The organism is Phenylobacterium sp., from assembly GCF_035475775.1.
GTDB lineage: Bacteria > Pseudomonadota > Alphaproteobacteria > Caulobacterales > Caulobacteraceae > Phenylobacterium.
In genome coordinates this window covers 1-13,078 of record NZ_DATIMC010000053.1, presented here as the reverse complement: position 1 = coordinate 13,078, position 13,078 = coordinate 1, and the positions used below count along the sequence as shown (strand labels likewise).

Sequence of the window (13,078 nt, the reverse complement as noted above, 5' to 3'; positions counted from 1 at the left end):
GTTGCGGAGCTTCCCGAGTTGCGCCTCGCCCTGTCGATCGCGGCCCTCCTGGCGGCCGCCCCCGCCGCCGCCCAGTCGCCGAGCTTCGCGGACCATCCGCCGTTGCATCAGCTCGCCGCGGAGGTCAGCCCGGACGCCGAGCACGCCACGATCGCCCGCCTGGTGGGCTTCGGCACGCGCCACACCCTCTCGGACACCGCCTCGAACACCCGCGGGATCGGCGCGGCCCGGCGCTGGGTCGCGGCGCGGTTCGCCGAGTACGCCAAGGCCTGCGGCGGCTGCCTCACCATCGAGACGCCGGCCGAAACCGCCACCGGCCCGCGCATCCCCAAGCCAACGGAGATCGTCGACGTGCTGGCCATCCAGCGCGGGACCACCGACCCGGAGCGGGTGGTGGTGATCTCCGGCCATCTCGACAGCCGCGTCTCGGACGTGATGAACGCCACCGCCGATGCGCCGGGCGCAAATGACGACGGCTCCGGCACGGCCGAGGTGCTCGAGGCCGCCCGCGTGCTCTCCAGGCACAGGTTCCCCGCGACCATCGTCTACGCCGTGCTCTCCGGCGAGGAGCAGGGGCTCTACGGCGGCCACGTGCTCGCCGGCTACGCCGCCGCTCACGACTGGCGGGTCGAGGCCGACCTCAACAACGACATCGACGGCAACACCGAGGGCACCTCGGGCCTGCGCGACAACACCCACGTGCGGGTGTTCTCCGAAGGCACCCGCACCACCGAAACCGCCGCCGAGGCCGACAGGCGGCGCTACAACGGCGGCGAGGTCGACAGCCCCTCGCGCAACCTCGCCCGCTTCATGGACCGGCTTGCCGACCGCTACCTCACCAACCTCGACGTGGTGATGGTCTATCGGACCGACCGCTTCAGCCGCGGAAGCGACCAGGTGGAGATGCTCAAGGCCGGCTACCCGGCGGTGCGCGTCACCGAGGCGGTCGAGAACTACCACCGCCAGCACCAGGACGTGCGAATCGAGAACGGCATCCGCTACGGCGACGTCATCGAAGGCGTCGACTTCCCTTACCTCGCCCAGGTGACCCGGCTGAACGTCGTCACCCTGGCGGCCCTGGCCTCGGCGCCCGCCCCGCCCACCGGGGTCGAGATCTCGGGCGCGGTCTCGTCCGACACGACCGTGAAGTGGAATCCGGTCCCCGGCGCGGCCGCCTACCGCGTCTGGTGGCGCGGCACCACCGATCCGCAGTGGCGCTACAACCGGCTGGTCACGGGCGCGACCGAGGCGCTGCTGAAGGACATCAACATCGACGATTCCTTCTTCGGCGTCGCCGCGATCTCGGCCGACGGCTACGAAAGCCCCGTGGTGTTTCCCGGCCGCGCCGGAACTTTCGAACGCGAGCCGCCCAGAAAGCCCTGAGCGCCGCGCCTAAGGGCCGCCCATGATCGCGTGCGGCTGGCCCGGTCGGATCGGCGCGGCGCGCGCGGGCCCGGCCAGCCACAGCAGCCCCGCGCCCAGGTCCAGCCCGACGCGGTAGCGCCGCAGGACGCCCACCCCCAGCAGCCCGTCCGGCAACGGCCCCTGCACGGCGGGCGTGAAGATCTGCACCTCCACGTCGCTCAGCCGCTGGCCGGCGAACTCGACGCTGGCGGCGCGGACCACGCGGTCGCGGCTCAGACCGCCCAGGCTCACCGAGCGCCCGGTCTGCATGGGCCGGCCGTCCAGGAGCCCCAGCTTCGCGGCCACCGATTCGGCCAGCGCGATCTCCGAGGTGGCGCCGGTGTCGACCATGACCTCGACGGGGGCGCCGCCTTCGATCGAGATCTCGGTCATCAGCGCGCGGTTGCGGCTCGTCGTCGGGGCGAGCCGGGCGGCCGGCGGCGCCTGGAAGGCCTCGGGCCGCATCAGGGCCACGCGGGCGTTCGGCCAGTCGATGTCGGCGGCCACCTGGCCGAGCAGGTCGCGGCCGAGCAGCAGGGCGAAGGGTCGGCGCATGGCGCCGGAGAGCGACAGCAGATCCAGCGTCGCCGCGCGCATGCCGGTGACCTGCATGGACCCCACGCTCAGCTCGAGCGCCACGGTGTGGGTCACCGCCGGCGCCCCGCTCACCCCGAAGGCCAGCATCGGGATCGGCGCGGGCTCCAGGCCAAGTCGCGTGGCGAAGGTTCGGTCGATGGCGGAGAACTGGGCGCCGGAGTCGACCACCGCCCGGACGGGGATGCCGCGCACATGGGTCGGCAGTTCGATCAGTCCGCCGGGATCGGTGAGCGGCATCCAGCCGGCGCCGGAGAGCCCGGGTCCGAAGGTCACGACGGGCTTGGGGAACAGGTAGTGCTCGCGCACCCACCAGGCGGCGCCCAGGCCTGCGCCCAGGAAGGCGAGCTGGCGCAGCAGCGCCCGTCGGCTGAACATTCCCCCTCTTAGCCCGGCCTTAGATCGCCAGATAGACGAGCGCGAGGCCGATCCCGGCCGCGACCCCGATCAGGGCCGCGATCGCCAGCCCGCCGCCCTGCCTGGGCGCAGCGCCGTCGGGGGCGAGCTCGGGCGTGGCGGCGTTCGGGCGCCTCTCCTGCGGCCGCGCGGCGCGTTCCTGGACCCGTTCTCGCGCTTCGGTGCGGCCGGAGACCATGGGGCCTGCGGCCTCCTCGTCGGAGCCCAGCGGAGCCGCGCCGGGGTCGAATCCCGGGACCTTGTCGCCGGTCTCGCCGGAATCGATGTCGCCCTTGATCAGCGCAGGGTTCGCGCCGCGGTCCGGCCCCGAACTCGTCTGGGGCGTGGGGGTCTGGTCGGTCATGCCAATGAGCCTTTCCGCGTCTCGCCGTAACGAATGGCGCGCGGGCCCGAAGGTTCACCGATGCGCAACCTTCCCGGCGCGGCGCACGTTGGCTCCGGGCGGCCGATGCGCCTGGGACGGGCAGGCGCGCATCTGCGCGGCCGCAGTTCCGGCGCCGGCGTTCTCGGCGCGCAACCGTCGATCCGAAGTCATGCGATTCGCCAGACCTGTCCTGATCCTCCTCGCCGGCGCCGCCCTCGCGCCGCTCGCCGCCTGCAAGGTCGACAATCGTCCGCTGCTGGCCCGCTTCCAAGGGCCGCCGCCGGCGGCGCAGTACGCAGCCCTGCCGCAGCCCGGAGGCCCCTATGAAGCGGCGCCCCAGGGCTATTATCCGCCGCCGGCGCCGCCGCCGGCCTATGCCAGCGGCGCGGTGCGCCGCATCCGCTACGAGCCGGCGCGCGCCTGGCCCTACGCCGAGCAGGCCTACGGCCTCGACCGCACCTTCTACGACGTGCCGCCCGACTACGGATTCTACTATGCCGACGAGGAGCCCTGGGTATGGGAGGCGGACGACGACAGCCTGATGTTCGCCGAGCCCTACGGCGACGCCTACCGCTTCTATTATTACGAGCCCGACGCGGCCTACCCTTATTTCGTGGCCGATCCGTACTACGGCTACGCCTTCGGTCCGGACGGCGCGCTGATCGCGCTGTTCGACGCGGCCGGCGCGCTGCTCGCCGCCGACAGCTACGACCGCTACTACCCGACGGCCCAGCAGTACTGGACCCGCGGCCTGGATCTTCGCCAGGCCTATGTCCGCGCGCCGCGCTACCAGGTGACGCAGGCGGTCTGGAGCCAGCGGGCGCCGCTGATCACCCGCGACCAGCAGCCGTGGATCCGGGCCGGGGACACCCAGCCCGCCTGGCGCGACTGGCGCGCCCGCACCGGCCAGGACTTCGTCCGGCGCTACGCGCCCGACCGCCAGCGCCACATCGCCATGGCCGCGAGCCTTCCCCAGAACGGCCAGAGGCTCGCCATCGTCGGCGCGCGCGGGCCGGGCGGACGCCATGGCGGCGGTCCGCCGATGCTGCGCGCCGCCCCGCCGGCTGGCCGCCAGATGCGCCTGGCCGAAGCCCGCGCCCCGGAGCCGATGCGCGCTGAGCGCGAGCCGCGCTTCCAGGGCCCGCGCGAGCGGGGCCCGATGGCGCATGGCCGCCCGCAGGTCGCCTTCGCCGCCCCGCACGGGCGCGGCCACATGGGCCACGCTCCGCCGCAGATGGCCTTCTCCGCCGAGCGGGCCGGCCGTGCGGCCGTCGCGCGAGGACCTGAAGCGCACGGCGGCGGACATGGGCCGCGGTTCGCCGGCGCGCCGCCGCAGGTCCAGGGGCCGCCGCACCCCTTCGGCGGGGGCGGCGGTCGGCACGGCGGCGGCCCGCCGGCCCAAAGCTTCGCCCAGGCCCAGCCGCAGGCGGCGGCGCCGCAAGCCCACGGCAATCCGCACGCGGGCGGCGGCCCGGGCGGCGCGGCTCCGGGCGGCGGCCACGGGAACGGCGGACAGGGCGGCGGCCAGAAGGACCGCGGCCACGGCAAGGACCACGGCGGCTAGCGGTGCCCTGGGTGATCGTTCCGAAGGGCCGCCGGCGGCCGGGCCCCATCGCCCGCTTCCGCGCAGACCGCGAGCGGCGGCTGGCCTGGAGCGCGGCGGGGTTCGGCCTCTTCGCCCTGCTCGCCTTCTGGTTCCTCGTCGCGCACAAGCTCGCCTGAGGTCTACGCCCTGAGGCTGCGGGCCAGGATCTCCAGCGTCAGCCGGGCGGCCGCCTTGGTGTCGTCCGGCTCCCCGCGCTCGAACACGGCGAGACCGGCGTCGAACAGCTGGTCGATCTCCTCGGCGCTCAGCACGCCCTTGCGCTTCAGGGTCGAGAGGGTCCCCACCACGATCGCATGCAGCGCCGCCAACATGCCCGCGCGCTCGGCGTCCGGGCTCAATTCGCTGTCCATGGCTTGCGCCTCCTGCCGTTTGTCAGTTTCAGTTCACCTGCCGCCCGCCAAGAGTCCAGGCGGGGGAGCGCAGGGCACGCTTTCCGGCTTCTTGCGTTGTAGCCCGTCATGCCAAAGGTCCGCATGCTGATCCGCACCACCCTGGCCCTTGCCGTCAGTTTCTCAGCCCTCAATGCGCAAGCCGCCGACTTCAGCCGCATCGCCGCGGCGTTCGGCAACACCGTGCTGTCGATCTACCCGGACGGGCGCTCGCAGAAGATCTGGCTGCATCCCGACGGCGGCTGGAACGGCGTGGGGCGCAACGGGGCGCCGCTGGACGGCCACTGGACCATGAAGGGCGACAAGGTCTGCCTGCGGCAATCGCACCCGCCGACCCTTCCGTTCTCCTACTGCACGGTGTTCCCGGCCGATCCGCACATCGGGGTCACCTGGGCCTCGCACGACTTCGCCGGGCGGCCGATCGAGCTGACGGTGGTCAAGGGCATGGTCCAGGCGTTGAACCCTCCCCCCGTCCAGGCGCGGTGAGCGACCTCTCGTCGCCGGCCAGCGGAGGGCGGGCGCTCAGCGCGCCGCGTCCGGAGGCGTTCCGATCGAGGCGATCTGCTGGCGCGCCTCTTCGGCGTGTCCCTCGCTCGTCCACCAGGCCGCGAGCGTGCGGGAGACGGCCTGCATCAGGCGAAGCCGCTCCGGCACGGGCTTGCGGGTCTCTCGCATCATCACCGCCACGGCGAACGTCTTGCCGTCGGGGCCCGTGACCAGGCCCACGTCGTTGATCCCGATCGAGGCGCCTTTCCAGTCGGGCCCGGTGCCGGTCTTGTGGGCGATGGACCAGCCGCGCGGCAGCCCGGCGCGGAGCCTCGAGCTCCCGGTCCGGCACTCGGCCATGAGCTCGAGCATCAGCTGCGTGGACGCCGGCGAGAGCAACTCGCCCCGCTTCAAGGCGGCCAACGTCCGGGTGATGGCCGCCGGCCGGGCGCCATCGGGCGGGTGGGCCAGGTATTCGGCCAGCGCCCGGTCGCGCACGGAGTCGGGGAGCTGCTCGCGCGCCGACTTCCAGATCCAGGTCACGCCGTAATCCGGCTTCCAGGTCAGCCCCGCCGCGCGGGTCTGCATGTCGCGCTCGGTCTCGCCGACGCCCAGCCCGTCGAGACCTTTTTCGGCCAAGGTGCGGGTGACCGCCTGGCCGCCGCCGAGCTCGCGGATCAGCTTGTCGTTGGCGGCATTGTCGCTCTCGGTCAGGGCCCGGCGCAGCAGGTCGTCGACCGTCGTCTCGTAGGGCCTGCTCGCGCGGATCCGGGCGGCGAGCGGCTGGTAGAACACCGAGCGGTCGTCGGAGGTCAGCACCACCTTCTGCTGCAGGCTGAGCGCCCCGCGGTCGATCGCGGAAAGCGCCGAGAGCGCAACCCACAGCTTGGAGACGCTCTGCTGCGGGAACACCTCCTCGCCGGCGACCTGCGCCGTCCAGCGCTGCGAGACGTCGGTCACCGCGATTCCGACCGGCTCGCGGTAGCGCGCGGCGAGCTTCTCCAGGGCCTCCTGCAGGTCCTGCGGCGCGGGCGGGGCGTGGAAGGCGGCCTGGGTCGGCCGGGGCGTGGCGGCGGGCGCCAGGGGCGAGCTCGCGCCGCGCCCTGCGATGACCCAGCCGACGGCGCCGGCGGAGGCGACCAGCAGCAGGGCGCCAAAGGCCGCCGCGGCCCGCGGCCGGCGACGCCACAAACCTCGTCTGCGCATGCGTGACCTAACGCGCGAACCCATCGGCGGGACCGTGGGCCGGTTCGCCGTCGCGGCGCAACTCGATGGTGACGTGGCTGAGCGCCGCAACGCCGGCCAGACGCGCCCTGAGCGCCTCGGTGGTGCGCGCCGCAGGCGCGGCCACCGCGGCCACCGCGGCGAAGTGACCCGGACCCAGGCGCCACAGGTGCAGGTCGATCACCCGCTCGCCCTCGGCTTCCAGCCGCGTGCGGATCTCGCCGGCCAGCTTTGGCGAGGGCGTCATGTCGAGGAGCGCCGCCCCGGCGCGCCGCAGCAGGACGGCGGCGAACTGCGCCACCAGCCCCGCGCCCACCAGGCCGGTCAGCGGATCGGCCCAGCTCCAGCCAAAGCTCTTCCCCGCCGCCAGCCCCGCGATCGCCAGCACGCCCACGATGGCGTCGGCCGACAGGTGCAGATGGGCCGCGGCGATGTTGAGGTCGCCCACCTCGTCGGCGCCGTGCGCACCGCGCCGGGGCTTCAGCAGCGCGACGCAGACCACGGTCACCACCAGTCCCGCCGCCGCCAGCGGCAGGGCCGAGCCGTAGTCGACCGCTTCGGGGGCGATCAGCCGCTGCAGGCTCTCCACGCCGATGGCGAGCGCCGTCACCGCCAGCACGACGCCGTTGGCGAAGCCCGCCAGGTAACCCAGCTTGCCGGCGCCGAACGCGAACCGCGGGTCGGCCGCATAGCGCCTGGCCATCCGGTAGGCGCCGGCGGCGACCAGCAGCGCCGCCACGTGCGCAGCCATGTGCAGGCCGCTGGCGGTCAGCGCCATGGAGCGGAAGGCGATCCCGCCCGCCACCTGGGCGAAAAGCGTCACGGCGCAGATCGCCGTCACGATCCAGGTGCGCCGCTCGTTGCGGGCATGGTCCGCGCCCAGGTAGCCGCGGTCGCGGCGATAGGCGTCGAGCGCCTCGGGGCGAGAGGTGGCGGTCATCTGCTGTTACGACATAACAGCTATGGGCGCTTTTGAAACCGCGAGGGCTCGCCTACATCTCCGCTCATGACCGACAGCCCCGCCGCCCAGGCTCCCGACGCCAAGACCCCCGTCACCGTGCTGACCGGCTATCTCGGGGCCGGCAAGACCACGCTGCTCAACCGCATCCTCACCGAGGACCACGGCAAGCGCTACGCGGTGATCATCAACGAGTTCGGCGAGATCGGCATCGACAACGACCTGGTGGTCGGGGCCGACGAGGAAGTGTTCGAGATGTCGAACGGCTGCGTCTGCTGCACGGTGCGCGGCGACCTGATCCGGGTTCTCTCGGGCCTGATGAAGCGCAAGGGCCGGTTCGACGCCATTATCGTCGAAACCACGGGCCTCGCCGACCCGGCCCCCGTCGCCCAGACCTTCTTCGTCGACGACGACGTGCGCGCCAAGACCCGGCTCGACTCGGTGACCACGGTGGTCGACGCCAAGCACCTGCCGCTACGGCTGAAGGATTCGAAGGAGGCGGCCGAGCAGATCGCCTTCGCCGACCAGATCGTCCTCAACAAGACCGACCTGGTCTCCGAGGCGGAGCTCACGGAGGTGGAGAGCGCGATCCGCAGGCTGAACCCGCTGGCGCCGATCGTGCGGACCGTCCGCAGCCAGGCGCCGCTGGAGGCGATCCTCGGGCGCCGCTCGTTCGACCTGTCGCGGATCACCGAGCTGCAGCCGGAATTCCTCAACCCTGTGCACGGCGAGCCGGGCCACGTGCACGACGACACCTGCGAGCACGATCACGATGGCGGGGACCACGGCGAGCATCATGCCCACGGCCCCATCCACGACCATGTGGCCGAAAGCGGCATCCGCGGCGTGTCGCTGTCCTCGGAGAAGCCGCTCGACGCCAACCGGCTGACCGCCTGGCTGAACAACCTGCTGCAGACCAAGGGGCCCGACATCCTGCGCGCCAAGGGCATTCTCGACGTCAAGGGCGACGACCGGCGGCTGGTGTTCCAGGCCGTGCACATGATCCTGGAAGGCGACTTCCAGGGCGCATGGAAGCCCGGCGACAAGCGCTATTCGCGAATGGTGTTCATCGGCCGCGACCTCGACGAAGCGTCCTTGCGTTCCGGCTTCGAGTCCTGCATCGCCTGAGCGCAAACCTTCGGCGCCTCACTGAGTTTGTCCTGCCATGATGATGGTGGATACCGAACTGCGTCAGAGCCCGATCCACGGGTTCGGCGTGTTCCTGCTGAAACCGGTCAAGAGTGGCGATCTCATCTGGCGCTTCGACGGCCGCATCGACCGCGTGTACACCCCCGACGAGGTGGCGAGCCTGCCCGGCCACGTGCAGGCTTATCTGGCCACCTACTGCACCTGGCACGAGGGGACCGGGGTGTTCGTGCTCTGCGGCGACAACGGCCGCTACTTCAACCACTCGGACGAGCCCTCCACCGTCTCCAACGGCATCTCGTTCGGCGAGGACCACGCCGCGCGCGATCTCGCGGCCGGCGAGGAGCTGACCAGCGACTACCGCACCATCTGCGACCACGTCCGCCGTCACGGAAACGGGTTTTGAGCGGCCGAATCGCAGCTTTCCAACGTCGGCTGCGGAACAAAGTTGGTCGAACAACGCTCAGATATCCGCGGCGCTGAACGAGCCCAACTCCAGTCAGCCGCCAGATCCGCCAATTGGCGCCCCCCCGGTCCTCCCCCCGGACCGGGGGAAGATCGTTGTCTGAAGCTCTGCTGCTCGCCTACGGATAGACACAGGCGTCGAGGTCGTCGCGCCTCACCGCGCCGGCGCGCGCCACGATGGTCCCGGAGCGACGGCGCACATAGGGGCCGGGGCGGGCCGCGCGCCAGGCCAGGGGGTCGGGAATGATCGCGGCGAGCCGGGCCGCCTGGGCCGGCGTGAGCCTGGCCGCCGAGGTGTGGAAAGCGTGCTGGGCGGCGGCTTCCGCGCCGTAGACGCCCGGTCCCCATTCGATGGAGTTCAGGTAGACCTCCATGATCCTGGGCTTGCCCCAGATCGTCTCGATCAGCACCGTGAACCAGGCCTCCAGGGCCTTGCGCGGCCAGTCGCGGTGCGGCCACAGGAAGATGTTCTTCGCCGTCTGCTGCGAGATCGTGGAGCCGCCGCGCAGCCGCTCGGAGACGGCGTTGTGATGCAGCGCCCTCTCGATGGCGCTCCAGTCGAAGCCGTGATGGCGGCAGAAGCCGGAGTCCTCCGAGGCGATCACGGCGCGGACCAGCTGCGGCGAGATCTTCTGAAGCGGAACCCAGCGGCGGTCGAAGCCGCGGCCCTGGAAAGCCCGCTCGACCATCAGCCAGGTGATCGGCGGCGGGACATAGCGATAGACCGCCACCACGGCGATCGGTCCCACGATCAGGAACACCAGCGCGAGCAGCAGCGCCCGGCGGACGAGCCGGCCCAGCAGGCCGGGGCGGGACCTTGGCTTGCGAGTCACGTTTGCCTTCCCCCGGGAGAGGCCGATAGGTGGACCGAAGCTGAAGGCCAAGATGGTTGCCGGGACATGAACGTGAGCGAGGCGGTCGAGAGGCGCGTCACCATCCGCGGCTTCCTGGAGAAGCCGGTGGCGGGCGCGACGGTGAAGGACATCCTGGTCCGCGCCGCCCGCGCGCCCTCCGGCGGCAACCTGCAGCCCTGGCGGGTCTATGCGCTGACCGGCCAGCCGCTGGCGGACTTCAAGGCCATCGTCAAGGCGAACCCGTTCGGCGAGACGCCGGAGTACGACGTCTATCCGCCCAGCCTATGGGAGCCGTTCCGCACCCGCCGGTTCCAGAACGGCGAGGACCTCTACGCCACCATCGGAATCCCGCGCGAGGATAAGCCGGCGAGGCTCCGTCAGCTCGCCAAGAACGGCGAGTTCTTCGGCGCGCCGGTCGGGATCTTCTTCTGCCTCGACCGCAAGCTCGGGCCGCCGCAGTGGGCGGACCTCGGCATGTACATGCAGAACGTCATGCTGCTGGCCATCGAGCGCGGGCTCGACACCTGCCCGCAGGAGTACTGGGCGCGCTACCCGCAGACCGTGGCGACGTTCCTCGATCTGCCCGCCGACCACATGCTGTTCTCGGGCATGGCCCTGGGCTACCGCGACCCCGAGGCGCCGATCAATCGTCTGCGCGCCAGCCGCGATCCGTTCGAGCTCTGGGGCAAGCTGCTGGGCTTCGAGGAGCTTCAGGCGAGCGCCGGCTGAGCCGCCCGCGCCGTCCGCCACGCCTCGAGCGCCGCGCGCGCCTTGCCGTGGTCGCCCATCATCGCGGCCTGGGCCGGCAGCTTGACCGCGAGCTCGACCACGTAGCCGTTCGGGTCGCGGAAGTAGCTGGAGCGGATGAAGCCGTGGTCCACCGGCCCGCGGATCTCGACGCCGCGCGCCTTCGCCGCCGCGGTGACGCGATCGACCTCGTCGGCGTCGGATTCCAGGGCCATGTGCAGGTCGAAGTCGTGCTGCGGCTTGAACTCGAACGGCTGGTCCGGGGCCTCGAAGAAGGCCACGAACGAGCCGTCCCTGAGCTCGAAGAAGGTGTGCATGACGTGGGTCTTGCGCCCGGTCTTGGTCTCCTCGATCGGCAGCACCGCGGCCAGCGGGAGGCCGATCACCTCCTCGTAGAAGGCGCGGGTCTCTTCCGAGTCCCGGCAGCGGAAAGCCATGTGGTGCAAGCGGGCGGGCATGGCGGCGTCTCCGTTTCAGGCCGGCTGGGCGGCGGGCTGGCGCAGCTGCGCGGTCAGCGCGTTCCAGGGGCCGTGGACCGCCTCCCACGACGGCCGGGCGCGGACGGCGGCCAGCCAGCGGGAGACGTTGGGGTAGGGGCTCAGATCATAGCCGATCCAGTCGGCCAGCGTGACATAGGATGCGCCCATGAAGTCGGCGATGGTGGGCTCGTCGCCGCAGAGATAGCCCGCCTGACCGAGCAGGTGCTGATCGAGCACGCCGAGCCACTTCTGCGTGCGCGCCGCGCCGCGGGCCAGCACGTCGGCCTGGGTGGCGGGATTGTCGAACCTCTGATCCGGGAGCACCTGCGGATAGACCAGGCCGTAGCCGAGGTCGCGCAGCAGGCCGGTGTTGAACCAGTCCATCAGCTGGTTGACCCGGGCGCGGGCGCGCGGCGCCCTCGGGTAGGCGAGGCCGGCATCCTCGGCCAGGTGCTTGAGGATCGCCGAGCACTCGGTGAGCACGAAGGCCTCGTCGACCAGAGTGGGCACCGCCTGGTTCGGGTTGATGGCCGCATAGGCCGGCGCCTGGTGCTCGCCGCTGAACAGGCTGACCACCTGGCGCTCGACCTGGATGGCGGGATGCTCGGCCAGGAACAGCAGCACGGGGCGCGAGGTGGTGGAGATCGGATCGTAATAGAGCTTCATCGGCATTTCCCCCGAGGCGCCGCGCCGGCGCCTCCGATTGCGAGCGGGGCGGCCACGCCCCCGATGCGACTTTGGTACGCCTCGCGACCGCGGTTCAGCAATCCGATTACGTGATCGCCCGGCGCTCGAGGTTCGCGCACGGCGGCTAGCCCGCCGCCTGCGCCACGCCGGCGCCGCCGTCCTCGTCCCCCCAGGCGACGCGCGCGCCGTCGGCGCTCATCGCCAGCGCCGAGATCGCCGAGCCCTTCTCGGCCTTCAGCGGGACGATCCTCTGGCCGGCCAGGTCGCAGGCCCACACCCGCCCATCGTCGAGGCCCGCCGCCACCCAGCCGAGTGCTGGGGCGCCAGCCACGCGGACCACCAGGGCGGACTCGTCGAAGCCCACCTCCGCGGCCTGCTTGCCCATCGGCCCGGTCGAGCCTGAAAATGGCCAGATCACCACCCCGTTGGCGCCGGAGGTGGCCAGCATCTCGCCCTTGGCGAGGAAGGCCAGGCTCTTCACCTTGGCCGGATAGCCGCCCATCCGCATGTTCTTCTCGTCGGCGACCCGCCAGCCGTGCAGCTGATTCTCCTGCATCGCGCTGATCAGGAACTTGCCGTCCGGGCTCCAGGCCAGGGCCACGTGGCTGCCGGCCCAGGCGAGCTTCGCGGGCTTCTGGTCGGCGATGCGGGCGTACCAGAGCCAGGCCCCGCCATAGGTCGCGACCGCCAGCCGGCGCCCCTTGGGATCGAAGGCGATGTCGGAGACCGACTTCTCGTGGGCGAAGGTGCGGGCGAATTTCGCATCGGCGGCGTCGCGGACGTGCAGGTCGCGGCCCGCGGCGAAGGCGATCAGCTTCGACTCCGGCGAGGCGGTCACGGCGTCGATCCACCGGCCGGGGACCTTGGCGATCTCTTCGGAGCCGGTCGTGCGCGACCAGACCAGCCGCCCGTCGTCGCCGCCGCTGATCAGGCCCTCGCCGGAGGGATGGACGACGGCGGCCAGGATCGCCCCGTCATGGGCTGCGACGCTTTCGCCCGACTCGAAGCGCACCGTGCCGTCGCCAAGCGCAAAAAGCGCCCGGCCGGAAGCCTCAAAGAGCGCGCTGGTCACATAGGCGTCGAAGGACTGGTTCATCGCCTCCCCCTAGAGCGCGGACGGCCGAAACGGAATGCACTTTCGGGCCCGGGGCGCCTAACGCCGGTCCGCCAAGCGCTTACGCTCTTTACAACCCGGTAACGGCTTGCCAATGGTCAGGCGACTTTAGGACAGGCGTGGATCAACCGCGCCCGCAGGTTA

The 13,078-nt window shown here is 71.7% G+C and carries 16 protein-coding genes; 7 read left to right on the top strand and 9 right to left on the bottom strand.

All coding sequences use genetic code 11. From position 1 onward, the window contains the following. The first annotated feature begins 18 nt into the window (after positions 1-18). Positions 19-1,383, top strand: coding sequence for a M28 family peptidase (locus VLI41_RS06475; protein ID WP_325267246.1), 1,365 nt, complete (start codon positions 19-21; stop codon positions 1,381-1,383). 9 nt (positions 1,384-1,392) lie between these two features. Here the strand turns inward: VLI41_RS06475 and VLI41_RS06470 are convergent, their stop codons facing one another. Together VLI41_RS06470 and VLI41_RS06465 are read right to left on the bottom strand one after the other, a co-directional pair. Continuing rightward, positions 1,393-2,376 carry an aspartyl protease family protein gene (locus tag VLI41_RS06470; RefSeq protein ID WP_325267245.1) on the bottom strand — a complete coding sequence of 328 codons (984 nt, stop codon included), beginning with the start codon at positions 2,374-2,376 and terminating at the stop codon, positions 1,393-1,395. Between the two features lie 19 nt (positions 2,377-2,395). Further along, entirely contained in the window at positions 2,396-2,758 is a 363-nt protein-coding gene (locus tag VLI41_RS06465) for a hypothetical protein (protein ID WP_325267244.1), read from the bottom strand. Positions 2,759-2,948: 190 nt separating this feature from the next. Here VLI41_RS06465 and VLI41_RS06460 point away from each other — a divergent pair, with 190 nt between their 5' ends. Next, complete coding sequence (locus tag VLI41_RS06460) at positions 2,949-4,343, top strand: hypothetical protein (protein ID WP_325267243.1); 1,395 nt, start codon at positions 2,949-2,951, stop codon at positions 4,341-4,343. Positions 4,344-4,345: 2 nt separating this feature from the next. Then, entirely contained in the window at positions 4,346-4,501 is a 156-nt protein-coding gene (locus VLI41_RS06455; protein WP_325267242.1) for a hypothetical protein, read from the top strand. 3 nt (positions 4,502-4,504) lie between these two features. On the opposite strand, the gene VLI41_RS06450 is transcribed toward VLI41_RS06455, so the two are convergent. Further along, positions 4,505-4,735: a hypothetical protein gene (locus tag VLI41_RS06450; RefSeq protein WP_325267241.1), complete on the bottom strand. Its 231-nt coding sequence runs from the start codon at positions 4,733-4,735 to the stop codon at positions 4,505-4,507. 108 nt (positions 4,736-4,843) lie between these two features. Between VLI41_RS06450 and VLI41_RS06445 the strand changes: the two genes are divergently transcribed. Continuing rightward, on the top strand, positions 4,844-5,260 hold the full coding sequence (locus VLI41_RS06445; protein WP_325267240.1) for a hypothetical protein: 417 nt from the start codon (positions 4,844-4,846) through the stop codon (positions 5,258-5,260). 36 nt (positions 5,261-5,296) lie between these two features. Here the strand turns inward: VLI41_RS06445 and VLI41_RS06440 are convergent, their stop codons facing one another. Beyond that, positions 5,297-6,466 carry a serine hydrolase gene (locus VLI41_RS06440; protein WP_325267239.1) on the bottom strand — a complete coding sequence of 390 codons (1,170 nt, stop codon included), beginning with the start codon at positions 6,464-6,466 and terminating at the stop codon, positions 5,297-5,299. 7 nt (positions 6,467-6,473) lie between these two features. Continuing rightward, entirely contained in the window at positions 6,474-7,424 is a 951-nt protein-coding gene (dmeF, locus tag VLI41_RS06435) for a CDF family Co(II)/Ni(II) efflux transporter DmeF (protein WP_325267238.1), read from the bottom strand. A gap of 66 nt (positions 7,425-7,490) precedes the next feature. On the opposite strand from dmeF, the gene VLI41_RS06430 reads away from it, so the two are divergent. Both VLI41_RS06430 and VLI41_RS06425 read left to right on the top strand, forming a co-directional pair. Further along, positions 7,491-8,570, top strand: a complete 1,080-nt coding sequence (locus VLI41_RS06430; RefSeq protein ID WP_325267237.1) for a GTP-binding protein — start codon at positions 7,491-7,493, stop codon at positions 8,568-8,570. A gap of 37 nt (positions 8,571-8,607) precedes the next feature. Further along, complete coding sequence (locus tag VLI41_RS06425; protein ID WP_325267236.1) at positions 8,608-8,994, top strand: SET domain-containing protein; 387 nt, start codon at positions 8,608-8,610, stop codon at positions 8,992-8,994. Between the two features lie 178 nt (positions 8,995-9,172). Here the strand turns inward: VLI41_RS06425 and mtgA are convergent, their stop codons facing one another. Beyond that, positions 9,173-9,853: a monofunctional biosynthetic peptidoglycan transglycosylase gene (mtgA, locus tag VLI41_RS06420; protein WP_325267267.1), complete on the bottom strand. Its 681-nt coding sequence runs from the start codon at positions 9,851-9,853 to the stop codon at positions 9,173-9,175. A gap of 99 nt (positions 9,854-9,952) precedes the next feature. Between mtgA and VLI41_RS06415 the strand changes: the two genes are divergently transcribed. After that, positions 9,953-10,636: a nitroreductase gene (locus tag VLI41_RS06415; RefSeq protein ID WP_325267235.1), complete on the top strand. Its 684-nt coding sequence runs from the start codon at positions 9,953-9,955 to the stop codon at positions 10,634-10,636. Here the strand turns inward: VLI41_RS06415 and VLI41_RS06410 are convergent. The 3 genes from VLI41_RS06410 to VLI41_RS06400 form a co-directional block, all read right to left on the bottom strand. After that, positions 10,618-11,112, bottom strand: a complete 495-nt coding sequence (locus VLI41_RS06410) for a VOC family protein (protein WP_325267234.1) — start codon at positions 11,110-11,112, stop codon at positions 10,618-10,620. The genes VLI41_RS06415 and VLI41_RS06410 overlap by 19 nt on opposite strands. Before the next feature lie 15 nt (positions 11,113-11,127). Further along, positions 11,128-11,799: a glutathione S-transferase family protein gene (locus VLI41_RS06405; protein ID WP_325267233.1), complete on the bottom strand. Its 672-nt coding sequence runs from the start codon at positions 11,797-11,799 to the stop codon at positions 11,128-11,130. Between the two features lie 145 nt (positions 11,800-11,944). Beyond that, a complete protein-coding gene (locus tag VLI41_RS06400) occupies positions 11,945-12,916 on the bottom strand; it encodes a WD40 repeat domain-containing protein (RefSeq protein WP_325267232.1) in 972 nt (323 codons plus the stop codon). Between the last annotated feature and the right edge of the window lie 162 nt (positions 12,917-13,078).